Consider the following 25,119-nt stretch of genomic DNA (forward strand, 5'->3'; position numbering starts at 1 on the left):
GCTTGCGGCGTGCCTGTGTGGGATGAGCGATGTAGCGGGAGCCGCGGACCCGCCGGGCACGTACGTCGTCTCAATGTGCTCGACGGAGAGAGGACCGGTCCCGCTGAGCGGTTGGCGCAAGTCGCGGAACGCCGACTGGATGTTCGCGGACACATGCGGGACGGCTGGTGGTTCATTTGGCCTCACCGCCGACGGGATGCGGCTCGGCGGTCTACCGTTCGTCGTGTCGTGGCTGTGGGACGCACCTGAGGACTTGACCGTCGCGGCGCTGCGCTCGTACGGGTTCGTCGCGGGCAGCGGCTTCTGGGGCGGGTGGCGGGTTGATGGGCATCTCAAGGGTTTCGGTCCCGTGGTGTGGATCAACCCCCGCTAACGGGTTCCAATGGAGAGAGCTGACGAACCTCAACGGGTCTCATCTCGGCTTCGAATTGAGATGTGGGGAGGAAACCGAGGGCGAGTGCCACCCCGAAACAACGACCACAGCGGCTGTCGAGCGGCTCGACGTGGTGCTTCGAGACGTGTGGATGCCGACGGTGACACGCTCGGATCTCTCGACGATTGGTCCGACCCGGCCGCTTTCCGGGAGCTTGAGCGTGTCGGCCGACTTTGTCGACCGTGGAGGCGGAGTTCAGGGTGCAGAACTGCTGGTCGACGGCGTGGTCCATCGGCGCGTCGACGTGGGTGACCTCGCCTGCGTGAAGCCTCACGTCGCGCCGGTTCCATGTCCCACCACGGGTCGTGTCATGGTCCCCGTCGATACGCGAGCATTCGCGGACGGTGCGCATAACCTCGAGCTCCGGCTCGTCGACGTCGCCGGGAACCGAACCAGCGTCGGGCCGGTTGCAGTTGTTACCAAGAACCACCAGTCCACGGAGCGTCGTACCGTCCCGGGACGGGTGTCCTTGCGCAAGGCAACCCTACAAGTCGTCTACGGAGCAAGAGCTCACCTCGAAGGCAGTGTGGACGGCCTTGACGACGCTCCTCTCCCGGATGCTGCCGTCGAAGTCGCATGGCGCGTCAACGCAGACGGGACGACGTTCACCCAGCTCGAAACGGCAGTCACTGACTCCTCAGGACGCTTCTCGGTTCCGGTGGGACCCGGGCCGTCTCGCGTCTACCGGATCCGGTACGGGGCCTCCGAGGCGATCGCCGAGGTCAACGTGCGTGCGCCCTTGAGGCTGCGCGCGACGCCGTCGAAGACGCGCAACGGGCGATCCGTCAAGTTCCGCGGCTCCATCCCCGGGGCGACGGCGCCTGGTGTGCGCGTCGAGCTACAGGCGCGTGCGGGACGCAAGTGGGTGCCGTTCCGCACCGCCGCCTTGCGGCGAGGCCGGTTCGCCGCGAGCTACCGCTTCACCAACACCAGTGTGAGAACCCGCTACCGGTTCCGCGCGGTCGTGCGGGCCGATCCCGACCTCCCGTATGCCCCGGGGACCTCAAAGATCGTCGAGGTGCTCGTACGGCCTTAACGAGGTGGCATGCGGAGGGCACCGTCGATGCGGATGACCTCGCCGTTGAGCATCTGGTTCTCGACGATGTGCAGCGCGAGCGCGGCGTACTCGTCCGGGCGGCCGAGCCGCGAGGGGAACGGGACGCCCGCTTCGAGCGCGAGGCGCGCCTCCTCCGGCAGTCCGGCGAGCAGCGGGGTGTCGAACAGGCCCGGGGCGATCGCGCACACGCGGATGCCGCTCTGCGCGAGGTCGCGGGCGGCGGGGAGGGTGAGGCCGACGATCCCGCCCTTGGAGGCCGAGTAGGCGGTCTGGCCGATCTGGCCGTCGTAGGCGGCGATCGAGGCCGTGCTGATGTGGACGCCGCGCTCGCCCCGCTCGTCGGGCTCGTTGGCCAGCATCGTGTTGGCGGCGAGCCGGAGCACGTTGAAGGTGCCGATCAGGTTCACGCGGATCACGCGCTCGAACGCGTCCAGCGCGTGCGCGCCCTTGCGGCCCGCGACCTTCTCGGCGTGGCCGATGCCGGCGCAGACGACGCTGATGCGCAGGCCGTCGGGGATCGCGGCCTCGACCTGGGCGGCGTCGGTCACGTCGGCGCGCACGAATCGCGCGCCCAGTTCGTCGGCGAGCGCCTGGCCGACGTCCGCGTTCAGATCGGCGATGGTGACGTTCGCGCCCCTGGCGTGCAGCGCGCGGGCGGTCGCGGCGCCCAGGCCCGACGCCCCGCCCGCGACGAGTGCGTTCACTCCCTCTATGTCCATCCGCTGGACGCTAGCCCAGGCGGGCGGTGCGGCCGGGCGCCGAGCGTGACGAGAGCACTTCGTTGCCCTCGAACTTCGCGACCAGGCGGACGCGGCTCGAGACGCGCGTGCGGAAGCGCACCGTCACGGCGTAGTCGCATGTGCGGGTGAGGGGAGTGCGGGTCGTTGAGACGGTCTTCGAGCCGCGCTTGGCCGAGATGACGACGCGGCCGGTGCAGCCCTGGGACGGCGCGACCACGCCGGGGCGCCGCAGCGAGCCCGTGGCGCGGAAGGAGTACGGCGCGCGCCGGTCGCGGCTCGGGCGCAGCGAGAGGCTGAGTGCCGCCGGGGTGAACCGCCGCACGGTCACCGGCCGCACGACGCTCGTCGTCTGGCCGGCCGTGTCGACGGCGATCGCGATCAGCGTGTTGCGACCGACGTCCCCGCCGCGCGGCTGGAACGCGCACTCGAACGGAGCCGCGAAGTCCTCACAGATGAGCCGGTCGTCGTCGAGGAACTGCACCTTCGCCAGTCCCCGGTCGTCGGACGCGTCCACGCGCAGCGTCGTGGCCCGGTTCGGGTTCAGCGCGGCGGCGGTCTCCGGCGCCGACCACGTGACGCCCGGCGCGCGGTCGTCGAACGGCCCGCCGGGCGAGGCCTGCACGGAGACGTTCTCGCACCCGGGCGCGACGAGGTCGAGCGTGTCGGCGAGCACGGTGTCGACGCCGCCGGCGCAGATCACGGTGTCGGGCGAGCTGTCGCGGGCGTTGATGGTGTCGTCGGACGCGCCACCCTCGAGGACGTCGGGGCCTTCGTTCCCGACGAGCACGCCCCGGCCGGCAGTGACCTCGAGATGGTTCGCGCGACCGTCGCCGGTGATCGCGACGACGCCGTTGTTGCGAGCGGAGCCTTCGACATTCTCGACGTCGACACCGATCAGATCGTTCTCGTTCGGCTCACCGTCATTCGCCTGGGCGTCCAGCGTGAAGGTCGGGACGTCGCGAAGGCCATAGGTCACGGAGTCGATGCCTTCGCCGCCGCTGACCCCGTCCGTGCCGGTGTTCGGCGCGAGCGCGTCATTGCCGTCGCCGCCACGCAACACGTCGTTGCCCGGCCCAGAATCGATCTCGTCGTCGCCGAGGCCACCGTCGACGGTGTCGTTGCCGAAGCCCGTGTCGATGGCGTCGCTGCCCTCGCCGCCGGTCACCGTCATTGGCACGAGGACGTTCAGTCCCACGGGGCTGTCGGTGGTCGCCGTGACGCGGTCGCTCCGGTCACCGAGCTCAAAGGCCAGCCGCACGATCGAGAAACACGTGATCTCGGTGTCCGTCGACGGCGAGCACGCGGAGTTCGTGACCAACGCGTCGTCGTCCTGTGGGCCACGCCTGATCGTGACCGACGACCCGGACTGGGTGATCGTCACGTTGCTCACCGTCCCGGCCTGCGCCACGTAACGGAGCTCGCCGCCCGTCACGGTGAGCGTCGCCGCGTGCGCGGCCGAAGGGGCCGCGAGCGAAAGCAGCATCAACACCAGTACCCGCCGCACCATCGACCTCCGAATTTAGCGAGCGAACGCGTAACGCAGGAACAGTTCGTCCTCGCTGCGCAGGATCCAACGCAGTGAGAACCGGGCGAGATCCGGCAGCCGGCCGCCGCTGACGATCGACAGCTCGGCCTCGTCACCGGTGATCACCGGCGTCAACGTGAGGAACAGCTCGTCGACCAGCTGGTCGACGAGCAGGGACCGAAACAGCGTCGGGCCGCCCTCGCTGAGCAGCGCGCGGACGCCCCGTGCGCGCAGGTCCGCGAGCGCGCGGGCGGGCGTGCATTCGTCCAGCCGGACGACCTCGACCGGCGCGGCGATCCCCGCCGGCGGTTCGCCCGCGTCGGCCGGGCCGTAGACGATCACGGGCTGGTCGGCGGCCGCGAACAGCCCCGCTTCCCACGGGATGTCGAAGCGGCGGGAGAGCAGGACGGCCGGGGGCGAGGTCGGCCGCCGCTTGGGCCCGACGAGCCGCCCGTAGCCCTCGGCGCGCACGGTGCCCGGGCCGATCAGCACGGCGTCGGCGGCGGCGCGCAACGAGAGCAGCATCTCGAGGTCGGCCGGGCCGCCGAGCGGCTTCGTGGACCCGTCCAGCGCGGCGCGCCCGTCCAGCGTCCCGACGAAGTTGAAGAACACGTGCGGCCGCTCGGAGCGCGCGAGCGACCCGAGGTCCGCCGCGGCCAGCCACGAGGACGCCTCCCGCGGCGCGCCCGCCGCGTCAAGCCGCTGGAACACAGCAGCCTTCGATGTGGTCGTCGACCAGCCCGCACGCCTGCATCAGCGCGTAGGCGGTGGTCGGCCCGACGAACTTGAAGCCGCGCCGCTTGAGCTCCTTCGCCATCGCCGTGGACTCGTCGGTCAGGGCGGGAACGGAGGCGCGATCGGTCGGCCGGGGCCGAGCGGGAGGCGCGAACGACCACAGCAGCTCGCCCAGGTCGACGGTCAGCGCGGCGCGCGCGTTGACGATCGCCGCCTCGATCTTCGCGCGGTTGCGGACGATGCCCGCGTCGGCCATCAGCCGCGCCACGTCCTCATCGCCGAACTCAGCCACCACCGCCGGATCGAACCCGGCGAACGCCGCGCGGAAACTCTCGCGCTTGCGCAGGATCGTGATCCAGGACAGCCCGGACTGGAACGCCTCCAGGCACAGCTTCTCGTACAGCGCGCGGCTGTCCCGCACGGGCCGGCCCCACTCGTCGTCGTGGTAGGCGACGTACTCCGGCGAGGACGCGCCCCACCAGCAGCGCAGCCGCCCGTCAGGCCCTTCAGCGAGCGCATCGTTCACGCGGCGGCAGGCTATAGCCTCCGGCGCATGGCCTCCCCTCGCGATGACATGCCGCCGGACCGCAACCTCGCGCTCGAGCTCGTGCGCGTCACCGAGGCCGCCGCGCTGCAGGCCGCGCGCTTCGTCGGGATGGGCGACAAGGAGGCGGCCGACCAGGCGGCCGTGGACGGCATGCACGCCGTCCTGCACACGATCCACATGGACGGGATCGTGGTGATCGGCGAGGGGGAGAAGGACGAGGCGCCGATGCTCGCCAACGGCGAGGTCGTCGGCGACGGCACGCCGCCGCACGTGGACATCGCGGTCGACCCGCTCGACGGCACGCGCCTGACCGCCCAGGGCCGCCCGAACGCGGTGTCGGTGATCGCGCTGTCCGAGCGCGGGACGATGTTCGATCCCGGCCCCGTCTTCTACATGGAGAAGATGGCCGGCCGCGACGAGATCGTGGACCTGCTCGACCTCGACCGCCCGCTCGGCAAGACGGTCGAGCTCGTGGCCGAGCGCCGGGGCGTGGAGGTGCGCGACGTGATGGTCGTCGTGCTCGACCGCCCGCGCCACGAGGAGGGCATCCAGGCCATCCGCGAGGCGGGCGCGCGCGTGCGCCTGATCACCGACGGCGATGTCGCCGGAGCGCTGCTCGCGGCCGACCCGAACCGGCCCGTCGACCTGCTGTGGGGCATCGGCGGCACGCCCGAGGGCGTGATCACCGCGGCCGCACTGAAGTGCTACGGCGGCGGCATGATCGGCCGCCTGTGGCCGAACAGTGACGAAGAGCGCAGTAAGGCCGAAACGGCGGGGTACGACGTCACCAAGGTGATGACCCACGACGACCTCGTCAAGGGCGAGAACTGCTTCTTCTCGGCCACCGGCGTGACGGATGGCGACGTGCTGCGCGGCGTGCACTACGAGGGCGCGCGCGGCGCGACCACGGAGTCGCTGGTGATGCGCTCGCGCTCGGGCACGGTGCGGCGGATCGCCTCCCGCCACGACCGCGACAAGCTGCGCGCCCTGACGGGCTACCGCTACGGGTGATCGACGACCGCATCGAAGCCGCGATCGCGGCGCGCCTGGGGCGCTTGCCCGCGCGCGTACAGCGGCGGTTGTCGGGCAAGCCGCCCGTCGTCATCGACGGCCAGCGGCTCGAGGCCGACGTGCAGCTCATGCTGTCGCTGCGCCCGATCCTCGGCGAGCCGGTCTATGACGAGCGGCTGAGCGTCGAGAAGGCGCGCCGGCTCACCCGCGAGGAGGCGGCGACCGCGGGCGGGCCGCGCAAGGTCCCGGTCGCGGCGGTCGAGGAGCTGCGCGTGGCCGGGCTGCCGGCGCGCCGGTACGTGAACGCCGAGCCCGGTGAGAAGCCGACGCTGCTGTACCTGCACGGCGGAGGCTTCGTGGTCGGCGACCTCGACACGCACGACCAGCCGTGCCGCGTGCTCTGCCGCCACGCGGGCGTGGACGTGCTCAGCGTCGAGTACCGCAAGGCGCCCGAGCACCCGTTCCCGGCCTACGTCGACGACGCGCGGCGCGCGTACGAGTGGGCGGCGGAGCGCCACGACCGGCTCGCGGTGGGCGGCGACAGCGCGGGCGGCAACCTCGCCGCGACGCTGGCGATCGAGTACGACCCCGAGCTCGCGCTGCTCATCTACCCGGTGGTGGACGTCACGCGCGAGCGCGAGTCCCGGCGCCTGTTCGGCAAGGGCTTCTTCCTCACCGACGAACTGATGACCTGGTACGCGGGTCACTTCCTGCCCGAGGGCGCCGATCCGGCGAACCCGCTGCACTCGCCGATCCTGTCGCCGCGGCTGCACGAGTCCAGCCGTGCGCTGGTCATCACCGCCGGCTTCGACCCGCTGCGCGACGAAGGCGAGGCCTACGCGGACGCGCTGCGGGCCGCGGGCGTGGACGTGCTCGCCCACCGCTTCCGCGGGCTCTTCCACGGCTTCATCAACTCCATCGGCGCCAGCCCTTCTTCGCACGCCGCGCTCGTCGAGACAGCAGGTATGACGAGAGCCCTCCTACAAGCAGCGTGAGCACCGCGACGCCCTGCCACGGGGTGTCGCCGACGTTGGTCGGCTTGGAGTCGGCGTAGGAGCCGACGACGGACTCCTCGAGCTCCAGCCTGGCGAGCGAGCGCAGAAAGCCGTGCGTGACGAGCACGTGGATGCGCGACTGGGTGTTGACGTAGACCCAGCGCGCGACCCAGGTGGCGATCGACGGGTAAAAGTTCGCGATCTCGACCTCGACGTGGATGCGCGCGTAGCCCGGCCGGTCGGACTCGATGCGGCGGACGTCGATCTCCAGGTAGCCCTCGTTGCGCTGCGCGACGAGCAGCCCGTCCTGGATCTGCCACTGCACGATCCCGCGCCCGTCGGCGATCTCGTATTCGGGCGCCTGGAACCGCAGCAGCACGAACGGGCGCCCGATGACGACGACCAGCCGTTCGGACTCGGTGTAGGTGACGCGGATGATCCCGAGCGTCACCCGGCTCAGGTACTTCCAGTAGGTGCGGGCGAGCCGCTCGAGGTTGATCGGCTTCCACAGCGCGAGCAGCTCGTCCTCGGGCATCTCGACGTTCGCCGCCTGGATCGAGCGGACCGCGCCCGTCTCGTCCATCACGGTGTGCTCTTCGGGGTCGGCGATGACCGCGTTCGCGATCCGCCGCTCGTCCTGGCGGTTGAGCAGCTTCATCGCTTCAGCGCTACACGTACCGCGTCCTCGAAGCCGAGCGGGTCGTCGTTGATTCCGGGCGGCGGCGCCTGCTCGACGACCATCTCGGCGCCAAGTCCGTCCACGAGCGGTTTGACGAGCCCTGTCTCGACCGGGGTGACAAGGGCGACCCAGTAGGACGACAGACGGGGCGTGAGCACGGGGACGCGGATGACGAGCGGGGGTCTGCGCCCCATCAGCGGGGCGGCGCGGCGCATCATCTCACGATAGGTCAACACGTCGGCGCCGCCGAGCTGGACCTCCTCGGGAGGGTCCTCCGTGTGCGCCAGGTCGGCGAGCGCGGAGATCACGTCCTGCAGGGCGACCGGCTGCGTCTTGGTGTCCAGCCACTTCGGGACGATCATCACCGGCAGGCGCTTGACGAGGTGCTCGAGGATGTCGTAGGACGCGCTGCCGGGGCCGATGATCATCGCCGCGCGCACGTACACGACCTTGTGCCCCAGGCGTGCCCGCAGCAGCTTCGCAACCTCGTGGCGCGAGCGCAGGTGCTCGGAGTTCTCCGAGCCCAGCCCGCCGAGGTAGATCACGCGCTCGACGCCCGCGGACGCCGCCGCCTCGGCGAAGTTGACGGCCGCCTCGCGGTCCTTGGCCGCGAAGTTGCCGCCCTTGCCGCCCATCGAGTGCACGAGGTAGTACGCGACGTCCACGCCCTCGAGCGCCTCCGGCAGGCCCTGGCCCGACAGCACGTCGCCCTTGCGCGCGTCGCCCTTGCCCGCGCCGCGGCGGCTGAGCGTGCGCACTTGCTCACCGCGTTGAAGGAGTTCGTCGACAAGCTGTGAACCGACGTACCCGGTGGCTCCAGTGACAAGGATCATCGGGCAACGAGCTACCCGGCTGGTCCATGGAGAATCCGTATCGGGCGCGCGTCCGTAGCTTGTCGGGGAATGACCTCTTGAAGAAGCTCGCGATCAAGGACGTGGCGGAACAGACCGGCGTGGCCGCCGGGACCATCCGCATGTGGGAGCAACGCTACGGCTTTCCGGAGCCAGGCCGGACCGCGTCCGGGTACCGCGTGTACTCCGAGGACGACGTCGCCGCCATCAAGCGCGTCATCGCCTTCCGCGACCGCGGCCTGTCCGTCCCGGCTGCTCTGGAGCGCGTCCGCTCCCTGGAGGGCACCACCGACTCCCCGTCGATCTTCGGCGCGCTGATCGCCGCCGATCACCCGGTTCGCCCGCAGCGCCTGAGCAAGCGCACGCTCGTCGCGCTCTCGCGGTCGATCGAGGAGGAGACGATCGCCCGCGCCGCCGGCCCGGTCGTGATCGGCTCCTTCCAGGACGAGCACAACTACCGCGCGGTCGAGCATCGCTATCGCCGCATCGCGCGCGTCGCCGACGCCGTGGGCGTGTTCGCCACCTTCGACGACGTCCGGCTGGGCCAGGAGGACGAGCCCGTCGAGATCCCCGTCGGTCACGCCGACGCCCTCGGCCACGAGTGGGCGGTGGTGGTCGACGCGCCAGGCTTCTCCGCCGCGCTGGTCGCGTGGGAGACGCCCGACCAGGAGGCGCGCATCTTCGAGGCGATCTGGACCATGGACCCGGTGGTCGTGCGCCGCGCGGCCCAGGTCGGCGGGCAACTCGCTTCCCGGCGGGTGCCGGAGTGGTCAGCGCGGGTCCTGGGGTTGCTGGCGGATCGGCCGCTGGCCGTGGAGACGCCGACGCCGGCGTTGACGGCGCTGACGAACCGGATGCTCACGCACCTCGATCAGCGCTGAGCACGTCGACAACCCCCCGCGCACAGGGCGCGATCGAGCTGGCCCGCGCTCGGGCGCGCCGGCGCCAGCCGGCCTGACCAGCCCAAGAGCGCGCACGCCGCCGCGGGTCAAGCAATCCCCGACCACCGCAGCGTGCATTCCGGCGCCGGGGCATGAATTGCTTGACGCGTGGCCAGCGGGTGTGCTCGCCGAACCCGGCAACGCCCGCCACGCGCGCCCGAGCTGCACTTCTAGCGCGGGCGCGGCAACCGGTCGAGCGTCCGCTTCAAGACCTTCCCGCCCACGACGAAGCCGATCTGCGCCAACTCGCCCGTGGCACGGATCGCCGTGGTCACGAGCTCGGTGCCCTTGGGCGCGCCGAGCGGCTCGGGCGGAGGATGGACCGCGTGGCGCGGCTCGAGCTCCGGCGCCGCGGCCCGCACGGCGCGCGGCTTCGCGGCACGCGCGCGGCGCCGCTCCGAGCCCGTGTGACGCGGCCCGCCGAGCCGATCCGGGCGCGAATGGGGCAGCGCACCGAGGACGCCGTTCTCGTTCGCTCGGGCCTTCGCCTTCGCTTTCGTGGTCCTGTCCGGCATCGACGCACCGAGTGTACGCGTGGACACGGCGTCAGTGCGGACTATCATTCGCAGCAGTCCCACACCCCCGCCTTACGCGCAGCGCAGCGCAGGCCGGAAATGCGACCGGCGACAACTGCGGGTGGAAGTCGGCAAAAGCAGCGCCTAGACTCAGCCGCAACGGCAGCGCCGGGGAGGTGTTCTACCCCTGTAGCCGCCGCGAGGCACATCATCCAGAAAGGCCGGCTCTCCCAGGAGCCTCGCTAGAACGGGACCTCCATGTCAGTTGTGGATCTGCAGGAACTCGAAGAAGTCAAGGGACTGATCCTCAAGGGCCAGCAGGTAGGCGTCCTGACGTTCGCCGAGATTACGTCCGCGGTCTCCGAGATGGACCTGGACGAGTCGGACGTCGAGGAGCTGCACGCCTTCCTTGAGAAGTCAGAGATCGAGCTCGTCGAAGAGATCGATCCCGCCCTTGCCGCCGGACAGGAGGACCGCGCTCCTGACAAGCGCGGCCGGCGCAAGTCGAAGACGACGATCGACTTGAAGCCGGACATGACCACCGACTCCCTTCAGCTGTTCCTGAAGGACATCGGCAAGGTCCGCCTGCTCACGGCGCAGGAAGAGGTCGACCTCGCCCGCCGGATCGAGCGCGGCGATCTCGACGCCAAGCAGAAGATGGTCGAGTCCAACCTGCGGCTCGTCGTCTCCATCGCGAAGAACTACCGCAACCAAGGCCTGCCGTTCCTGGACCTGATCCAGGAGGGGACGCTCGGTCTCGTTCGCGCGGCGGAGAAGTTCGACTACCGCAAGGGCTTCAAGTTCTCGACCTACGCCACGTGGTGGATCCGCCAGGCGATCGCCCGCGCGCTGGCCGACAAGGCGCGCACGATCCGCATCCCGGTCCACGTGGTGGAGAAGCTGAACAAGATCGGCCGCGCCGAGCGCAAGCTCGTGACGGAGCTCGGCCGTGAACCCACCCCGGAGGAGATCGCCGAAGTCACCGGCATCGATCCCGAGGAAGTCGATTCGATCAAGCGCTCCGCCCAGGCGCCGGTCTCGCTCGAGAAGCCGGTCGGCGACGAGGAGGAGTCCGAGTTCGGCCAGTTCATTGCCGACGAGCGTGCGGAGTCCCCGTACGAGCGCGCGGCGGAGATCCTCACCAAGGAAGCCCTGCGTGAGGCGCTGGAGAACCTGTCCTACCGCGAGCGGCGCGTGCTCGAGCTGCGGTACGGCCTCGGCGGGGAGCACCCGCGCACGCTCGACGAGGTCGGGCGCACGTTCAACGTGACGCGCGAGCGCATCCGCCAGATCGAGAATCAGTCGCTGAAGAAGCTGCAGAGCCTCGCCGAGGCGCAAAAGCTTCGCGACGTCGCGTAAACGAAATCGGGGCAGCCCCACCGCCCCACCCCGATCATCCGACCTATTCGGTGGTGAACGGGGCGTAGCAGTCGTAGGTCGCGTGACGGAAGATCCTTCCGTCACGCACCTGCGTGAACGTGGCGATGTGCGCCGTGAGCTCCTGCCCGTTCGCGGCCAACGTCCCGCGCCAGGTCACGCGGGCGGCGATCGTGTCGCCGGCCTCGACCACCTCGTGCACGTCGTAGCTCTGGCGCGCCAGTAGGCCTTTGCCGCGCGCGAACGCCTCACGCGCCGCCGTGACGTCGCGCTCGCTCCCGTTGCGGTTGATCGCGTTCGGCATCTCGGAGATCCGCGCCTCGGGGTGCAGCACGCGCGCCAGCGCGTCCTCGTCGAACGTCTCGGCCGCCGCAAAGAAGTCGTCGAGTATCATGCGATCATGGTTACACAACTAGGGTTACATGACAACGATCTCGTGCTCTGGGTGCAGCTGCTGGCCGAGACGCTCAACGCCGAGCTGCTCGCGACGTTGCAGGCTGACCATCCCGACCTGCGCTACGCCCACGGCTTCCTGTTCCAGCAGCTCGTCGAGCGCCCGCGCGCCGTCGGCGAGGTGGCCGAGAACCTCGGCGTCACCTCTCAGGCGATCTCCAAGGCGGTCCGGGAGCTCGCGGCGCTCGGCTACGTCGAACGCACGCCGAGCCCGGATGACGCCCGTGTGCGGCTGCTCGCCCTCAGCGAGCGCGGACGCGCCGCCGTCGAGGCGAGCCGCGCCGCCCGCCGCAGCGTCAACGCCGAGCTCGCCGCCGCGCTCGGCGAGGATCGAGTGCGGGAGGCCGCCACAACGTTGCAAGCCGCCCTTGAATCAAGGAACGCGATGCAAGCGGTCACGTCCAGACGGGTACGCAGTGCTCAAGGCCTTCTCGGGGAGGGCCGATGAAACCCCACGTATGGCTTTCGATCTCGACCACGCGCTGCGCTATCTCATCGCGGCTGAAGGATCGGACCTCCACCTCAAGGTCCCCTCGTACCCGCTGATCCGCCTGCACGGCCACCTGGAGCCGATCGCGGGCACGGAGCGCCTCTACCCCGAGGACACGCGCCAGGCCCTCGCGCAGATGCTGCTCGATCCCGAGAAGGTCGCGGAGTTCGAGGCCGAGAACGAGGTCGACTTCTCCTACTCGGTCGAAGGGCTCGGCCGGTTCCGCGTCAACGCCTTCCTGCAGCGCGGCAGCGTGTCGATCGTGATGCGCGCGATCCCGGTCGTGATCAAGTCCGTCGACGAGCTCGGGCTCCCTGAGGCGGTCACGACGCTGGCCAACCAGGAGCGCGGGATCATCCTGCTCACCGGCACGACGGGCTCCGGCAAGTCGACGACGCTCGCGGCGATGATCGACCACATGAACCGGACGATGAAGAAGCACATCGTCACGATCGAGGACCCGATCGAGTTCCTGCACCGCGACCGCAACTGCATCATCAACCAGCGTGAGGTCGGGCAGGACACGGCGTCGTTCAAGCGCGCCCTGCGGCGCGTGCTGCGCCAGGACCCGGACGTGATCCTGGTCGGCGAGATGCGCGACGAGGAGACGGTCCACACCGCGCTGTCCGCGGCGGAGACCGGCCACCTCGTGCTCAGCACGCTGCACACGGTCGACGCGCCGGAGACGGTCAACCGCATCATCGACTTCTTCCCGCCCCATCAGCAGCAGCAGGCGCGCGCGATGATCGCCGGCACGCTGAAGGGCATCGTCTCCCAGCGCCTCGTGCGCACCGTCGACGGCCAGGGCCGCGTCGCGTGCTGCGAGATCATGGTCATGACCGGCCGCGTCCACGACATGATCCTGGACCCGAAGCTCACGGGTCAGCTCCCCGAGGTCGTCGCCGAGGGCGGCTACTACGGGATGCAGACCTTCGACCAGCACCTGCTCAAGCACCTGCGCGCCGGCCGGATCACCTACCAGGAGGCCATGCAGTCGGCCACCTCGCCGCACGACTTCAAGCTGATGGTCGCGGCCGAGGGTCCGCTGTCGGAGCACATCGTCGCGCAGCCCGCGTCCGAGCCGGAACCGGCCCCGGTCGCGGTGCCCGCGTCGGCGTCGCCGTCCGCGCCGCCGCCGCCGAGCGCACCTCCGCCTGGCGTCCGTTACTGAGTACGGCTACCCGCCACTCGCACGGGCGCAGGTCGCTTAGGCTTGCGCCCATGCAGACCACGCTCGGGCAGTTCAATGAGACGCAATCGCAGGACGCCTTCGCGCTTCAGAACTCGAAGCTCCTGAAAGTTCGCCTTGAAGCGGTCACCATTCAGGCCAAGCTCGGCTCGATGGTCGCCTACCAGGGTGATGTCACGTTCGAGCACGCCGGCTCGGGTGGCCTCGGGCGCATGCTCAAGAAGGCCGTCACCGGCGAAGGCGTGCAGCTGATGAAGGTCACGGGCCGGGGCGAGGTGTTCCTGGCCGATCAGGCGCAGGACATCCACCTGATCTACCTCGAGAACGACATGATCACGGTCAACGGCCCGAACCTGCTCGCGTTCGACACCGGGATCGACTGGGACATCCGCCGCGTCGAGGGCGCGGGCTCGATGATGGGCGGTCAGGGCATGTACAACCTCGCCCTGCACGGGACGGGCTGGGTCGCGATCCTCTCCGACGGCCCGCCGGTGCTGCTCAACGTCGCAGCTGCGCCGACGTTCGCCGACGCGCAGGCCGCGATCACGTGGTCCAGCGGCGTCCAGACCGGCATCCGCACCGACTTCAAGATGAAGAACCTGATCGGCCGCGGCTCGGGCGAGACGTTCCAGATGGCGTTCTCCGGCCAGGGCTGGGTGCTCGTGCAGCCGTCGGAGGGCCAGGTGCAGGGCGTGGCGCAGCAGCAGGGCCAGCAGGGCGGCCTGGGCGGCCTCCTGAACTCCTGACCCCGGGGTTCCGTCGCATGTAGGAACCCAGAAGACACTTCACCGACTGGTCACGTGTGGCGCGCGGGCGTCCGTTTGGATCGCCCGCGTGCTGAAACGGACTCTCACACTCGCCGCGGCGCTCGCGCTGCTGGCGCCGCCGCTGGCGGTCGCCGCAGACCAAGTCGCGCTGATCGACAAGACCGAGCCGGTCGGACCGGGCATCACGCTCCGTCATTTGAAGACGGTCGATGCCTCGGGTTGGTTCGACCACCAGATCCTCACCGTCGACCTCTCCAACCCGGTGGTGAAGTCGGACTCGCTCACCGCTGGGCCGAAGATCACCGACACCGGGCCGCTGACGACGGCCGCGAACCGCGTCGGGGCGGTCGCCGGCGTCAACGCCGACTTCTTCGACATCGGCAACTCCGGGGCGCCGCACGGCGGCCAGATCCTCGGCGGGACGCTGCTCAAGACGGCCGACATCGCCCGCCCGTGGCACCACGCCGGCGTCAGCAAGGACGGCATCGGCCGCCTGGTCGACATGACGCTCGAGGCCAGCGCGTCGCTGAAGGGCACGCCGTACACGGTGCAGACGCTCAACGCGTCCAACCACCTCGGCGTCCCCGCCGACTCGATGCACGCCTACACGAGCGCGTGGGGCACGTACTCGCGCGGCCGCGGCTTCGCCGGCGTCTCGAACGTCGCCGAGGTCCTGGTGGAGGACAACAAGGTCGTCTCGGTCGCCACCGCTCCCGGCGCGGGTGAGATCCCCGAGGGCGCGTTCGTGCTGATCGGGCGCGACGCGGCCGCCGACGCGATCAAGGCGCTCGCGCCCGGCGACGCCGTCACGCTGACGTACGGCCTCAAGGACGAAGTCGCCCGCAACCTGCAGTTCGCGGTCGGCGGCAGCGCGCCGCTGGTGCTCAACGGCGCGGTCATCCCGGGCCCGAACCCGAACGACATCGCCCCGCGCACGGCGATCGGCTTCAAGGACGGCGGCAAGACGATGCTGCTGGTCACCGCCGACGGCCGCCAGTCGCCGGTACTCGGCGTGGACCTCAACCGTCTCGCCCGCACGTTCGTCGAGCTGGGAGCCGACACCGCGCTCAACCTCGACGGCGGCGGCTCGACCACGATGGTCGCCCGTGCGCTCGGCGACGAGGGCGTCACCGTCCGCAACTCGCCCTCGGACGGCTTCGAGCGCCACGATCCGAACGGCGTCGGCGTCTTCGTCACGCCCGGCAACGGCGCCGTGGACGAGCTGATCGTCACCCCGGAGGAGCCGCGCGTGTTCCCAGGCCTGCGCCGCACGCTGAAGGTCAAGGCCGTCGACAACCACGACACGCCCGTCGCCGCCGGCGACGTGAGCTGGACCGGCGCGACCAACGGCGTCGTCACCGCGCCCGCCGACGCGACCGGCACGGTTTCCGCGACGGCGACCTCCGGCACGGTCTCCGAGACCAAGGACATCCGCGTCCTGGGCACGCTGGACACGCTGGAGCTGTCCTCGGCCCGCATGTCGTTCGCCGAGGCCGGCGCGTCCTTCGCGCGCACGCTGCGCGTCCAGGGCCGCGACCGTGAGGGCTTCACGGCGCCGATCGAGCTCGCCGACCTCGACCTCGGCTATGACGACACGCTGCTCGAGATCGAGCAGGCCGGCGACCTGCTGCGCGTCACGCCGCTCAAGCCGGGCGCGACGATGCTGGTGGTCAAGGTCGCGGGCAAGGAAGTCAAGCTCCCGATCACGGTCGGCGTCGTCACGCAGACCGTCCACACCTTCGACCGCCCGAACGAGCCGTCTTTCTGGACGCCCAACGGCACCGCGCCGGCCACGCAGCAGCTGTCGATGCAGGACGGTCGCCTGAAGCTGACGTACGAGGGTCGCCGCAACATGGGCATCACGATCCGTCTGGACCTCACGCCGGGTCGCATCCCGCTCCCGGGTCAGCCGCTGCGCATGCGGCTGCGCCTGTGGTCCGAGCACGACATCTCCCTTTCCTACCTCGGCTACTTCGACCGTGACGGCGGCGCCAACGGCCCGCTCGGGTCACCGATCAAGAAGGGCTGGAACGACCTGGTCTGGACGTTCCCGGCCACGACGAAGTTCCCAGTGCGAATCAACTCGTTCCAGGTCATCGAGACCAACGTGGCCGCGCAGAAGAACGGCTCGGTCATCTTCGACAGGATCGAGATCGACTCGTCGGCCGAGATCGAGAGCCCGCCGGTCGCGCCGCTGCGCGAGGACCCGCTGGTCTCGGTCGACGGCTCGGCCGACGGCGACTGGTCGTTCGCGACGCTGTCGGACATCCAGTTCACGGCCGCCCAGCCCGACCTGGCCAAGACCGGCATCGCCGCGCTCAACCGCATCCGCAAGTCCGACGCGGAGCTGGTCGTCCTCAACGGCGACATCACGGACCTCGGCGGCGTCGACGACCTCAAGCTCGCGCGTCAGACGCTCGAGACGGGCGGCTGCGACCTGGTCAAGGCCGGCGGCTCCGAGGACACCGATCCGAATACGATCCCGTGCTACTACGTTCCGGGCAACCACGAGTCCTACACGGCTTCGGGCCAGGGCACGCTGGACAACTGGATCGCGGAGTTCGGTGCCCCGCACCGCTTCTTCGACCACAAGGGCACGCGCTTCATCCTGCTCAACTCGGCGTACGGCAATTTCCGCTCGTCGGGGTTCGCGCAGCTGCCGATGCTCCAGCAGGCGCTCGACACCGCGGTCGCCGATGACGCGGTCGACAACGTGATGGTGTTCGCGCACCACCCGACGAACGACCCGGGTGACCTGGACGCTTCTCAGCTCACCGATCGCACCGAGGTGCAGCTGATCGAGAAGCTGCTGACGGACTTCCGCGAGGAGTCCGACAAGGGCGTCGCGATGGTCGGCTCGCACGCGCAGATCGCGCACGTCGAGCGCCAGCAAGGTGTGGCCTACATCGTGCACCCGTCGTCCGGCAAGGCGCCGTACGGCACGCCGGATCGCGGCGGCTTCACGGGTTGGATGCGCTGGAGCGTAGACCGGGACGCGCCGGCGTCCGAGCAGTGGCTGACGGCTGACGTGCGGGCGTTCGCGCAGTCGGCGACGATCGTCGCGCCGGACGCCGTCGAGGTCGGCGACTCGGCGCAGATCGAGGGTTCGATCGTGCAGCCATCGGGTGTGTTGCCGGGTTCGCGCGTGGTGCCGCTGCGGTACCCGATGTCGGTCCGCTGGGGCGGGTCGGAGAATCTGGCGATCGGTACTGACGAGGCGGCGGCGAAGGCCGCGGGCAAGGCGGCGATCTTCGATCCGGCGACGCGCAGGTTCACGGCGCTCAAGTCGGGTGAGGTGACGCTGTCGGTCGAGGTGGACTCGATGCGCGAGTACACGGGCACCGAGTCGATGGCGCCGATCACGACCTCGCGCGTGATCAAGACCCAGGTCACCTCGGTCGACGAGGACGCGCCGATCGGCGGCTCGGTCCCGGCGACGCTCGCGCTGACGATGGGTCCGGCGGTCGACTTCGGCGCGTTCACGCCGGGTGTCACCAAGACCTACGAGCGGACCACGACGGCGACCGTGATCTCCACGGCCGGCGACGCGGCGCTGTCGGTCTCGAACCCGGGGCACCTGACCAACGGCGCGTTCAAGCTGGCGCAACCGCTGCAGGTCTCCGGGCTCCCGAAGACCTACTCCGGCCCGGTCACCAACGACGTGGCGACGGTCGGCTTCAAGCAGGAGATCAACGAGCGCGATCCGCTGCGCACCGGCGCCTACGCGACCACGCTGACGTTCACGCTGTCCACGACGCAGCCGTAACCCGGTGCTGGGGCCGCCGTCTCGCGAGACGGCGGCCTCGCCCACTTCAGTTCGTGAAGCTTTGGGCTAGACTGGGAGACGCATGCCTGACCCCAGTTGTCCCGTCTGTCGCACCGCCGAGATCGTCTGCGGGAAGTGGACGCTGCTGATCGTGCGCGATCTGTCCGAGGGCCGGTCACGCTTCTGCGAGCTCGAGCGCTCGCTCGGCGGGATCTCGCCGCGGACCCTCTCGCTGCGCCTGCGCGCGCTGGAAGAGGAGGGCATCGTGCACCGGACGACCTACCCCGAGGTCCCGCCGCGCGTCGAGTACGCGCTGACGGAGAAGGGTCGCGCGCTCGTGCCGATCATCGACTCCATGCGGGTCTACGGCAGCGAGTGGCTGGGCGCGGAAGGCTCGTGCGCTGAGGCGCCCGAGGCGCCTGAAGTCGTCGCCGCATAATTCCGTCCGGGGCGTTTGCTGCAATAGCGCGTTCGCCCTGGAGGAGCGCGTGAGCGTGCGACGAAACGCTGCGCCATGCACAACCGGGCGCTGCGTGACTCACTTGCGGCCTTCGTCCAGGAGGCGGCCTGGCAGCTTGCGGAAGAGGTGTCGGGAGGGGCGGAGATCCCGTTCGAGCTCGACGCCACGCCGACGCGCAGCGCTCCGCTGTACTGCTACCGGCCGCTGACCGGGCAATTCATCGGCCAGCGGGCCGGGATGCTGACGCGGCTGCCGAGCTATCTGCCGGCGACCAAGGGGCTGGCGGCGCTGCCCGACCTGCCCGCCTACCTGGCCAAGCGCGGCCGGCGGGCGCCCGCGCACGAGCTGGCCGACGCGGCGCTGCAGGCCTTTCTCGGCGCGGTCTGGGAGGACGTGACCGACTTCGTCTTCGACGAGCCGCGCTTCGACGCCGCCTACGCCGAGCTGGAGGAGATCGCCTACGACGGCTGCGCGCTCAGCGTCGTGATCACGCCGGTCGAAGGGCTCGTGATCGAGTCCGACGAGGTCGCACTCGGAAACGGGCTGACCCTCGCGCGCGCGACGACGCTCACCGACGCGCCGCACGGCCTGCCCGAGGACCCGCACGCCACCGTGGCCGTGCTGGCGCTCGAGTCCAAGGACGGGCGGGCGCTCGAGCAGGCGGGCCGGCGGCTGCGGCGCCTGCAGACCGCGCTGCGCCTGTGGGACGACGCCGAGCCGGCGCTCGGCCCGACCGCGCACGCGCGCACGGACGGCGCATCCTGGATGACGATCCCGCTCGCGACCGGCATCCGGCGCCCGAGCGGCGACTGCCTGCTCGGCGAGGACGAGGAGGACCCGCTGCGCGCATTCTGCGGGCTGGTCTCGCGCCGCACGCCGCGGGCCGGCGAACTGGCCTGGGCGCTGCGCCGCTTCGAGCTCGGTTGCGAGCGCGGCAGTGCCGTCGAGGCGCTCACGGACTGGCTGCTGGCCGCCCGCGCGCTGCTCGCCAATCGCGGCGCCGAAGGCTACGAAGGTGTCGCCGAGCGCCTGGCGGCGATCTGCGCCGAAGCGCCGGACCGGCCCGCGCTGGAGGCCCGCGTGCGCGAGGCGGTCTCGCTCGAGCGCGCCGCCGTGGTGGGGTTCGTCAAGCCGTCGCCGGAGGTGGAGGCGCTCGTCTGCGAGCTCGGCGGCTGCCTGCGCGCGGTGCTGCGCGACGTGCTCTGCGGCCATCTGGACCCGCAGCTGCGCAAGGTGGCCGACGAGCTGCGCACCCCGTCAGTCGAAGAGGTGCGCGCGGACGGCCGCCAGGCCGTCTAGGTCGTGCACGTCCTCGTCGAGCTCGGGGACGATCAGCGTCGGCGGGTCGCGCAGCTCGGCCTGCAGGATCGCCACGTTGGCGGCATCGCGGGAGGCCAGCGCGCCCAGCTGCTGCGCCGCGGCCTGGACGCGCTCGGCCAGCGCGGGCCCGAGCAGGTCGGTCACGTCGTCCGGTAGGCCGTCGTCGGGCGGCTGGTGAACGCGATTGACGATCAGCCCGCCGAACGGCATTCCCGCCTCGCGCAGCTTGCGGTGGAAGAAGATCGCCTCCTCGACCGGGTCGTGGCGCGGCGCGGTCACGATCAGGAACGTCGTCGCGGGGTCCTTGAGCAGCGCGCCGACGCGCCGCGCGCGCTCGGTGAAGCCGTCGATCATCCCGCCGAGTGAGCGGAAGAAGCCGCTCAGGTCCTGCAGCAGGTCGACGCCCGTGACCCTGCGCATGACGCCGAACATGATCCCGGTGCCGCGGCCGAACAGGCCCGCAGGCTTGAGGAACATCCGGATCGCGCGGCCCTGGAAGAAGCGCGTCAGCCGGCCGGGCGCGTCGAGGAAGTCCAGCGCGTTGCGCGCGGGCGGCGTGTCCAACACGAGCACGTCGAACGCGCCCGACTGATCGAGCTCGTAGAGCTTCGCGATCGCCGTGAACTCCTGGGAGCCGGCCACCGCGCTCGAGAGCTGCTGGTAGATGCGGTTGCCGTAGACCTCGTCGCGGGTGCGCTCGTCGGGCGCGAGCCGCTCGATCAGCTCGTCGAACGTGCGCTTGGCGTCGAGCATCATCGCCCACAGCTCACCCTCGACCTCCGCCTCGATCCGGTGCGGCTCGTTGCCGAGCGTGTCGAGCCCGAGCGCGGTCGCCAGCCGCTTGGCCGGATCGATGGTCACCACGGCGACCTTCAGGCCCTTCTCGGCGAGCCCGAGCCCGACCGCCGCGGCGGCCGTCGTCTTGCCCACGCCCCCCGAGCCGGCGCAGATGACCATGCGCTTGCCCTCGAGCAGCGGCTCGAGGGAGGTCAGCATAAAGACTTCAGATCAGGCCCTCACGCACCGCGAACGCGACCGCTTGCGAGCGCGAGCGGGCGTTCAACTTCGTCACGACGTCGTGCAGGACGTTCTTCACGGTGCGTTCGGAATAGCAGAGCGTCTGGGCCACCTCGCGCGTCGGATGTCCGTCTGCGATCAGCGCCAGCACCTGCTGCTCGCGGTCGGTCAGCTTGGCCGCGACGGGCCGGGCGGCGGCCGCCTCGGCGTTGGACTGGTGGTTGGCGAGCAGGTGCTCGAGCAGGTCCGGCGTGACCACGCCCGTGCCGTTCGCGGCGGCCTTGACGGCGCTCGCCAGCGTGTCCGGCGTGAGCTCCTCCTTGCGCAGATAGCCGACTGCACCGGCCTGCAGCGCGCCGACGACCGCTTCCTGGCCGCCGTCGGAGGAGCACACGATCACGCGCGCGCCGGTCGCCTCGCGGACGGCCGGCAGGAAATCGCTGCCGCCGGGGAGCTTGGGATCGAGCAGGACGATGTCGGACTCGAAGAGCGCCGGGTGCTCCCAGGCGTCGCGGACGGACTCCGCGCCGGCGACCGACTCGACGTCTTCGAGCAGGTCAAGACACGCCACCAGCCCCCGCCGGTAGATCGTATGAGTGTCGAGGACGAAGAGTTTCACCCTTGTGGGTGGTTGCCCGCGGTCAAATCCATGGCGATACTACGACCGGTGCCTCAATACGGTCAAACAGGGGATTGCAGGGATGCCTGAGGTCATGAAGACGGTCGGTCGCTACGAGATCCTCCGCGAGGTGGGTCGCGGCGGCATGGCCATGGTGTACCTCGCGCGGCAGACCGACCTGGACCGCTTCGTCGCGCTCAAGGAGCTGGGCGCCTTCCACGCGTCCGATCCGTCGTTCGCCCAGCGCTTCCTGCGCGAGTCCCGTGTGGCCGGCTCGCTGTCGCATCCCAATGTTGTGACGGTTCACGACTACTTCGAGCACGAGGGCACACCGTACATCGCGATGGAGTACGTCGAGCGCGGTTCGCTGCGCCCGTATGTCGGCCGCCTGACGATGGCGCAGATCGGCGGGGTGCTCGAAGGCCTGCTCGCCGGCCTGACGCACGCCGAGGCGAACGAGATCGTCCACCGCGACCTCAAGCCCGAGAACCTCATGGTCACGGCCGACGGGCGCGTGAAGATCGCGGACTTCGGCATCGCCAAGGCGACCACGAAGATGCAGACGGGCGCGTTCCTGACCGCGACCGGCACCACGGTCGGCACGCCCACGTACATGGCGCCCGAGCAGGCCATGGCCCAGGACATCGGGCCCTGGACCGACCTGTACTCGGTCGGCTGCATGGCCTTCGAGCTGTTCACGGGCAACGTCCCGTTCCACGACTCGGACGCGCCGATGGCGATCCTGCTCCGCCACGTCAACGAGCCGATCCCGCCCGTGAAGTCGATCCGGCCGGAGGTCGACCAGCGCATCTCGGACTGGATCGAGCGCCTGCTGGTCAAGGAGCCCGACGGCCGCACGCAGAACGCGCAGGACGCGTGGGACGACTTCGAGGAGATCCTGCTCGGGCTGCTCGGGCCGCGCTGGCGCCGTGAGGCGCGCCTGGTCGAGCGCCGCACGGACACCGGCGGCGGCGCCAAGCCGCTGACGCCCGCGCCGTTCCAGGGCACGAGCGTCAACGGCGCCGAGGCCTCCGAGGAGTTCAAGTCCTTCGCCTGGGGCGCCCCGGCGGACACCGGCGGCTCGCCCCCGCCGATGTGGACGCCGCCGCCGTCGGCGGCCACGCCCGCGATCCCGGAGCCGGTCGTCGGCCCGCCGACGCCGATGCCCTCCCAGGCCATCCCCGCGCCGACCCCGGTCGACGAGGAGCCCACCGGCACCACCGGCTTCGTGACCTTCAGCGCGCCCGCTCCTGCGCCGCCGAGCGACGTCCTGCTGCCGCAGCCCGACGCGCCGAAGCCGGACGAGAGCTTCGAGACCTACATCGCGCCGCCGCCGTCGAGACCGCCGACGAACCAGCCCGCGACGCCGCCGGCGCCGCCCGCGCCTACGCCGTCCAACCTGGCCGGCGCGACGCCCTCCGCGCCCAGCAAGGCCGACGCCACGCCGCCGGCCCCGGCCGCGCCCGCCAAGGCCGCTTCCGGCAACGGCGCGCCGCCGGTCACACCCACGCCGCGCAAGGACGAAAAGCCCGCCGGGCGCAAGGCCGCCGGCGCCGCCGCCCTCGCGGGCAGTGCCGCCGCCGGCGCGGCCGCCGCGCAGGGCAAGACGGTCGAGCCGCTGCCCGCGGGCGTGGCCGACACGATGATGCCGTCCAAGGCGACGCCGCCTCCGGCGCCGCCGAAGCCGCCGCGCGAGCGGTCCGGCGACGGCAGGCGCCCGAGCTGGGTGCTGCCGGCCGCGATCGTCGGCGGTGTCGCCGTCATCGGCGTGGGCGCTGCGCTCGCGCTCGGCGGTGGCGGGGACGACCCCGATCCGGCCGCGGCCAAGGGGACGGCGACGCCGGCCCCGACCGAGGTCGCCACGCTCCCGGCGTCCGCGAACGGCATCGGCCTGTCCGTGCCCGCCGGCTGGTCCGACGGCCCTGCGGCCGAGATCCCCGGCTTCGACGAGAACGCCGTGACGATGGGCGGCGGCAACGGCGGCACGATCGTCTTCGGCTACGCGGACGAGACGGCCGCGAACCCGACGCTGCTGGCCGACGGCCTGCGCGGCGACACGACGCCGACCATGGAGACCGCGGAGATCAGCGACGGCCTGCAGGCCGCCAAGTACGCACAGCTGCCGATCGGCTCCCAGAAGGGCGACGTGTACGCGGTCCCGACCGACAAGGGCGTCGCCACGCTCGTCTGCGTCGCGAAGGGCGACACCTGCGACACGATCGGGGCCTCGCTGAAGATCACCGAGGGCAACGCCTTCCCGGTCGGCCCCAACGACGAGTACAAGACGAGCGTCGAGAAGATCCTCGGCCGCCTCGACAAGTCCGAGAAGTCCGCGGCGCGTGACCTCAACAACGCCAACCGCCGCACCACGCAGGCCGCTGCCGCGAGCGAGCTCGGCAGCGCGTACCTCACGGCGGCCACGAAGCTCGGCAAGCTCGACGTGAGCCCGGCCGACGCCGCCGGCAACGCCGAGCTGGCCAAGTCCTTCAAGACCGTCGGCAACGCCTTCAAGAAGGCCGCCTCGGAGGGCCGCGACAAGGACCGCAACGGCTTCAGGCGCCAGGGCGCCGCGGCCGCCGCCGGCAGCAAGGACATCGACGCCGCCTTCCGCACCATCGGCGAGGCGGGCTACGAGTTCGACTCGTCCGCCGTCGAGCGCGCCGCCGACGTGCCGAAGCTGCCGACGCTCAAGAAGGACCCGAAGAAGAAGCAGCCGTCATCGGGGGGCACGCCCGGCGCGGGCGCCTCCAACTCCGGCGGGTCCGACGCGACGACGCCGCAGAACGGCGGCACGACCCCCGTCCAGCCCGTCACGCCCAGCCCGGGCGGGACCGGCGGCGGCACGGGGGGCGGCACCGGCGGCGGCACCGGCGGGTCCGGCGGCAGCAAGACCGGCGGCGGTGGCAACAAGACCGGCGGCGGCGGTGGCGGCGGCGACGAAGGCCTCTCCGGCGGCGGCGAGGGCTGATCGAGGCTGAGGACCGCCGGTGGCTGCAGGCAGTCACCGGCGGGCAAGTCGGCCGCGTCGAGCGGCTGACGACTCGCCCGCGAAGACGGTCGAGGGACGCGCGCGCCTCGAGGTCTACGCCAGGAGCTTGCGCGCCTCTTCCAGCCGCAGCTGGTAGCGGTAGCGGTACTGCTCGGCCGGCCGCTCGGTGTCGGCGATCCACTCGCCCCACTTCGCCGGGTCCTTGCCGAAGTCGGCGTTGCCGCCCGCGATCGCCTTGCGCTTGACCGCGAGCGCCGTGTCGATGAACCACTTGGCCTGGAGCTCGGGCTTGGTGGCGAACCCCTTGTAGGCGCCCTGGTCCCAGATGCCGACGCGCATCTGGAAGAAGCCGACCGAGTCCGCGTCGCCGTAGTTGAGGTTCTTGACCCCGGACTCGACGAGCGCCGCCATGACCGGCAGCTCGGGCGGGAGCCCGGCGGCCTCGGCCTGCTTGGCGAGCCACTTCGCGAGCTCCTCCTGCGACGCGTCGTCGCCCGGGTAGTCGCTGGCGGCGCTGCCGGGATCGATCGACGCCGCCGCGACGCCGGGCTGCGCGGCCGCCGGAGCCTCGACCGGGGGCGTGGGCGCGATAGGTGCGCCCGGCGCGGGCGCGACGGCGGGCGGCGGGGCCGCGGCCGGCGGC

The 25,119-nt window shown here is 71.0% G+C and carries 22 protein-coding genes and 1 pseudogene; 12 read left to right on the top strand and 11 right to left on the bottom strand.

What is annotated here, in order from left to right; genetic code table 11:
- Positions 1–323: 323 nt before the first annotated feature.
- Positions 324–1,469 carry a hypothetical protein gene (locus OJ962_RS16990; RefSeq protein ID WP_270006491.1) on the top strand — a complete coding sequence of 382 codons (1,146 nt, stop codon included), beginning with the start codon at positions 324–326 and terminating at the stop codon, positions 1,467–1,469.
- Here the strand turns inward: OJ962_RS16990 and OJ962_RS16995 are convergent.
- From OJ962_RS16995 to OJ962_RS17010, 4 genes are read right to left on the bottom strand one after another with little or no spacing between them, the layout of a single operon-like run.
- Positions 1,466–2,209 (bottom strand): SDR family oxidoreductase, encoded by a 744-nt coding sequence (locus OJ962_RS16995; protein ID WP_202956739.1) that lies wholly within the window; start codon positions 2,207–2,209, stop codon positions 1,466–1,468. The genes OJ962_RS16990 and OJ962_RS16995 overlap by 4 nt on opposite strands.
- A gap of 10 nt (positions 2,210–2,219) precedes the next feature.
- Positions 2,220–3,737, bottom strand: coding sequence for an Ig-like domain-containing protein (locus OJ962_RS17000; protein WP_270006492.1), 1,518 nt, complete (start codon positions 3,735–3,737; stop codon positions 2,220–2,222).
- A 12-nt stretch (positions 3,738–3,749) separates the two neighbouring features.
- Positions 3,750–4,466, bottom strand: a complete 717-nt coding sequence (locus OJ962_RS17005; RefSeq protein WP_202956741.1) for a RibD family protein — start codon at positions 4,464–4,466, stop codon at positions 3,750–3,752.
- Entirely contained in the window at positions 4,450–5,016 is a 567-nt protein-coding gene (locus OJ962_RS17010) for a DNA-3-methyladenine glycosylase I (RefSeq protein WP_202956742.1), read from the bottom strand. Before OJ962_RS17010 ends, OJ962_RS17005 begins: the two co-directional genes overlap by 17 nt.
- A 27-nt stretch (positions 5,017–5,043) precedes the next feature.
- Here OJ962_RS17010 and glpX point away from each other — a divergent pair, with 27 nt between their 5' ends.
- Together glpX and OJ962_RS17020 are read left to right on the top strand one after the other, a co-directional pair.
- On the top strand, positions 5,044–6,048 hold the full coding sequence (gene glpX, locus OJ962_RS17015) for a class II fructose-bisphosphatase (RefSeq protein WP_202956743.1): 1,005 nt from the start codon (positions 5,044–5,046) through the stop codon (positions 6,046–6,048).
- Complete coding sequence (locus tag OJ962_RS17020; protein ID WP_202956744.1) at positions 6,045–7,043, top strand: alpha/beta hydrolase; 999 nt, start codon at positions 6,045–6,047, stop codon at positions 7,041–7,043. Before glpX ends, OJ962_RS17020 begins: the two co-directional genes overlap by 4 nt.
- Here the strand turns inward: OJ962_RS17020 and OJ962_RS17025 are convergent.
- Positions 6,958–7,701 carry a hypothetical protein gene (locus OJ962_RS17025; RefSeq protein WP_202956745.1) on the bottom strand — a complete coding sequence of 248 codons (744 nt, stop codon included), beginning with the start codon at positions 7,699–7,701 and terminating at the stop codon, positions 6,958–6,960. The genes OJ962_RS17020 and OJ962_RS17025 overlap by 86 nt on opposite strands.
- Complete coding sequence (locus OJ962_RS17030; RefSeq protein WP_202956746.1) at positions 7,698–8,555, bottom strand: NAD(P)H-binding protein; 858 nt, start codon at positions 8,553–8,555, stop codon at positions 7,698–7,700. The genes OJ962_RS17025 and OJ962_RS17030 overlap by 4 nt, the downstream gene beginning before the upstream one ends.
- A gap of 77 nt (positions 8,556–8,632) precedes the next feature.
- Here OJ962_RS17030 and OJ962_RS17035 point away from each other — a divergent pair, with 77 nt between their 5' ends.
- A complete protein-coding gene (locus tag OJ962_RS17035) occupies positions 8,633–9,454 on the top strand; it encodes a DICT sensory domain-containing protein (protein WP_202956747.1) in 822 nt (273 codons plus the stop codon).
- 230 nt (positions 9,455–9,684) lie between these two features.
- Here OJ962_RS17035 and OJ962_RS17040 read toward each other — a convergent pair whose 3' ends face one another.
- Positions 9,685–10,029, bottom strand: a complete 345-nt coding sequence (locus OJ962_RS17040) for a hypothetical protein (RefSeq protein ID WP_202956748.1) — start codon at positions 10,027–10,029, stop codon at positions 9,685–9,687.
- A gap of 258 nt (positions 10,030–10,287) precedes the next feature.
- Between OJ962_RS17040 and OJ962_RS17045 the strand changes: the two genes are divergently transcribed.
- Entirely contained in the window at positions 10,288–11,388 is a 1,101-nt protein-coding gene (locus OJ962_RS17045; RefSeq protein ID WP_202956749.1) for a sigma-70 family RNA polymerase sigma factor, read from the top strand.
- Between the two features lie 43 nt (positions 11,389–11,431).
- Here OJ962_RS17045 and OJ962_RS17050 read toward each other — a convergent pair whose 3' ends face one another.
- Positions 11,432–11,800: a nuclear transport factor 2 family protein gene (locus OJ962_RS17050; protein WP_202956750.1), complete on the bottom strand. Its 369-nt coding sequence runs from the start codon at positions 11,798–11,800 to the stop codon at positions 11,432–11,434.
- Between the two features lie 6 nt (positions 11,801–11,806).
- Between OJ962_RS17050 and OJ962_RS17055 the strand changes: the two genes are divergently transcribed.
- From OJ962_RS17055 to OJ962_RS17080, 6 genes are all read left to right on the top strand, one after another.
- On the top strand, positions 11,807–12,307 hold the full coding sequence (locus OJ962_RS17055; RefSeq protein ID WP_238932062.1) for a MarR family winged helix-turn-helix transcriptional regulator: 501 nt from the start codon (positions 11,807–11,809) through the stop codon (positions 12,305–12,307).
- 10 nt (positions 12,308–12,317) lie between these two features.
- Positions 12,318–13,520 (top strand): type IV pilus twitching motility protein PilT, encoded by a 1,203-nt coding sequence (locus tag OJ962_RS17060; protein ID WP_202956752.1) that lies wholly within the window; start codon positions 12,318–12,320, stop codon positions 13,518–13,520.
- Between the two features lie 50 nt (positions 13,521–13,570).
- A complete protein-coding gene (locus OJ962_RS17065) occupies positions 13,571–14,284 on the top strand; it encodes an AIM24 family protein (RefSeq protein ID WP_202956753.1) in 714 nt (237 codons plus the stop codon).
- 88 nt (positions 14,285–14,372) lie between these two features.
- The gene (locus OJ962_RS17070) at positions 14,373–18,071 is read left to right on the top strand and encodes a phosphodiester glycosidase family protein (RefSeq protein ID WP_202956754.1); all 3,699 of its coding nucleotides are present in this window, start codon (positions 14,373–14,375) and stop codon (positions 18,069–18,071) included.
- An 82-nt stretch (positions 18,072–18,153) separates the two neighbouring features.
- Complete coding sequence (locus tag OJ962_RS17075; protein WP_202956755.1) at positions 18,154–18,510, top strand: winged helix-turn-helix transcriptional regulator; 357 nt, start codon at positions 18,154–18,156, stop codon at positions 18,508–18,510.
- 75 nt (positions 18,511–18,585) lie between these two features.
- On the top strand, positions 18,586–19,830 hold the full coding sequence (locus tag OJ962_RS17080; protein WP_202956756.1) for a hypothetical protein: 1,245 nt from the start codon (positions 18,586–18,588) through the stop codon (positions 19,828–19,830).
- Here OJ962_RS17080 and OJ962_RS17085 read toward each other — a convergent pair.
- Together OJ962_RS17085 and OJ962_RS17090 are read right to left on the bottom strand one after the other, a co-directional pair.
- Positions 19,789–20,847 carry an ArsA family ATPase gene (locus OJ962_RS17085; RefSeq protein ID WP_202956757.1) on the bottom strand — a complete coding sequence of 353 codons (1,059 nt, stop codon included), beginning with the start codon at positions 20,845–20,847 and terminating at the stop codon, positions 19,789–19,791. The genes OJ962_RS17080 and OJ962_RS17085 overlap by 42 nt on opposite strands.
- A gap of 7 nt (positions 20,848–20,854) precedes the next feature.
- Positions 20,855–21,487, bottom strand: coding sequence for a LuxR C-terminal-related transcriptional regulator (locus OJ962_RS17090; RefSeq protein ID WP_202956758.1), 633 nt, complete (start codon positions 21,485–21,487; stop codon positions 20,855–20,857).
- A gap of 82 nt (positions 21,488–21,569) precedes the next feature.
- On the opposite strand from OJ962_RS17090, the gene OJ962_RS17095 reads away from it, so the two are divergent.
- Positions 21,570–24,455 carry a serine/threonine protein kinase gene (locus OJ962_RS17095; protein ID WP_202956759.1) on the top strand — a complete coding sequence of 962 codons (2,886 nt, stop codon included), beginning with the start codon at positions 21,570–21,572 and terminating at the stop codon, positions 24,453–24,455.
- A 114-nt stretch (positions 24,456–24,569) separates the two neighbouring features.
- On the opposite strand, the pseudogene OJ962_RS17100 reads toward OJ962_RS17095, so the two are convergent.
- Positions 24,570–25,119: pseudogene (locus tag OJ962_RS17100) on the bottom strand (hypothetical protein); the annotation flags it as partial.

This window comes from Solirubrobacter deserti, from assembly GCF_027587175.1.
In the GTDB taxonomy this organism is placed as follows: Bacteria; Actinomycetota; Thermoleophilia; order Solirubrobacterales; family Solirubrobacteraceae; genus Solirubrobacter; species Solirubrobacter deserti.

Excerpts from the sequence above, each read along its gene's own strand:
- OJ962_RS16990 (WP_270006491.1), top strand. The coding sequence starts at position 324 with ATGGGCATCTCAAGGGTTTCGGTCCCGTGGTGTGGATCAACCCCCGCT.
- OJ962_RS16995 (WP_202956739.1), bottom strand. The coding sequence starts at position 2,209 with ATGGACATAGAGGGAGTGAACGCACTCGTCGCGGGCGGGGCGTCGGGC.
- OJ962_RS17000 (WP_270006492.1), bottom strand. The coding sequence starts at position 3,737 with ATGGTGCGGCGGGTACTGGTGTTGATGCTGCTTTCGCTCGCGGCCCCT.
- glpX (WP_202956743.1), top strand. The coding sequence starts at position 5,044 with ATGGCCTCCCCTCGCGATGACATGCCGCCGGACCGCAACCTCGCGCTC.
- OJ962_RS17025 (WP_202956745.1), bottom strand. The coding sequence starts at position 7,701 with ATGAAGCTGCTCAACCGCCAGGACGAGCGGCGGATCGCGAACGCGGTC.
- OJ962_RS17030 (WP_202956746.1), bottom strand. The coding sequence starts at position 8,555 with ATGATCCTTGTCACTGGAGCCACCGGGTACGTCGGTTCACAGCTTGTC.
- OJ962_RS17040 (WP_202956748.1), bottom strand. The coding sequence starts at position 10,029 with ATGCCGGACAGGACCACGAAAGCGAAGGCGAAGGCCCGAGCGAACGAG.
- OJ962_RS17045 (WP_202956749.1), top strand. The coding sequence starts at position 10,288 with ATGTCAGTTGTGGATCTGCAGGAACTCGAAGAAGTCAAGGGACTGATC.
- OJ962_RS17050 (WP_202956750.1), bottom strand. The coding sequence starts at position 11,800 with ATGATACTCGACGACTTCTTTGCGGCGGCCGAGACGTTCGACGAGGAC.
- OJ962_RS17055 (WP_238932062.1), top strand. The coding sequence starts at position 11,807 with ATGGTTACACAACTAGGGTTACATGACAACGATCTCGTGCTCTGGGTG.
- OJ962_RS17060 (WP_202956752.1), top strand. The coding sequence starts at position 12,318 with ATGGCTTTCGATCTCGACCACGCGCTGCGCTATCTCATCGCGGCTGAA.
- OJ962_RS17065 (WP_202956753.1), top strand. The coding sequence starts at position 13,571 with ATGCAGACCACGCTCGGGCAGTTCAATGAGACGCAATCGCAGGACGCC.
- OJ962_RS17075 (WP_202956755.1), top strand. The coding sequence starts at position 18,154 with ATGCCTGACCCCAGTTGTCCCGTCTGTCGCACCGCCGAGATCGTCTGC.
- OJ962_RS17080 (WP_202956756.1), top strand. The coding sequence starts at position 18,586 with ATGCACAACCGGGCGCTGCGTGACTCACTTGCGGCCTTCGTCCAGGAG.
- OJ962_RS17085 (WP_202956757.1), bottom strand. The coding sequence starts at position 20,847 with ATGCTGACCTCCCTCGAGCCGCTGCTCGAGGGCAAGCGCATGGTCATC.
- OJ962_RS17095 (WP_202956759.1), top strand. The coding sequence starts at position 21,570 with ATGCCTGAGGTCATGAAGACGGTCGGTCGCTACGAGATCCTCCGCGAG.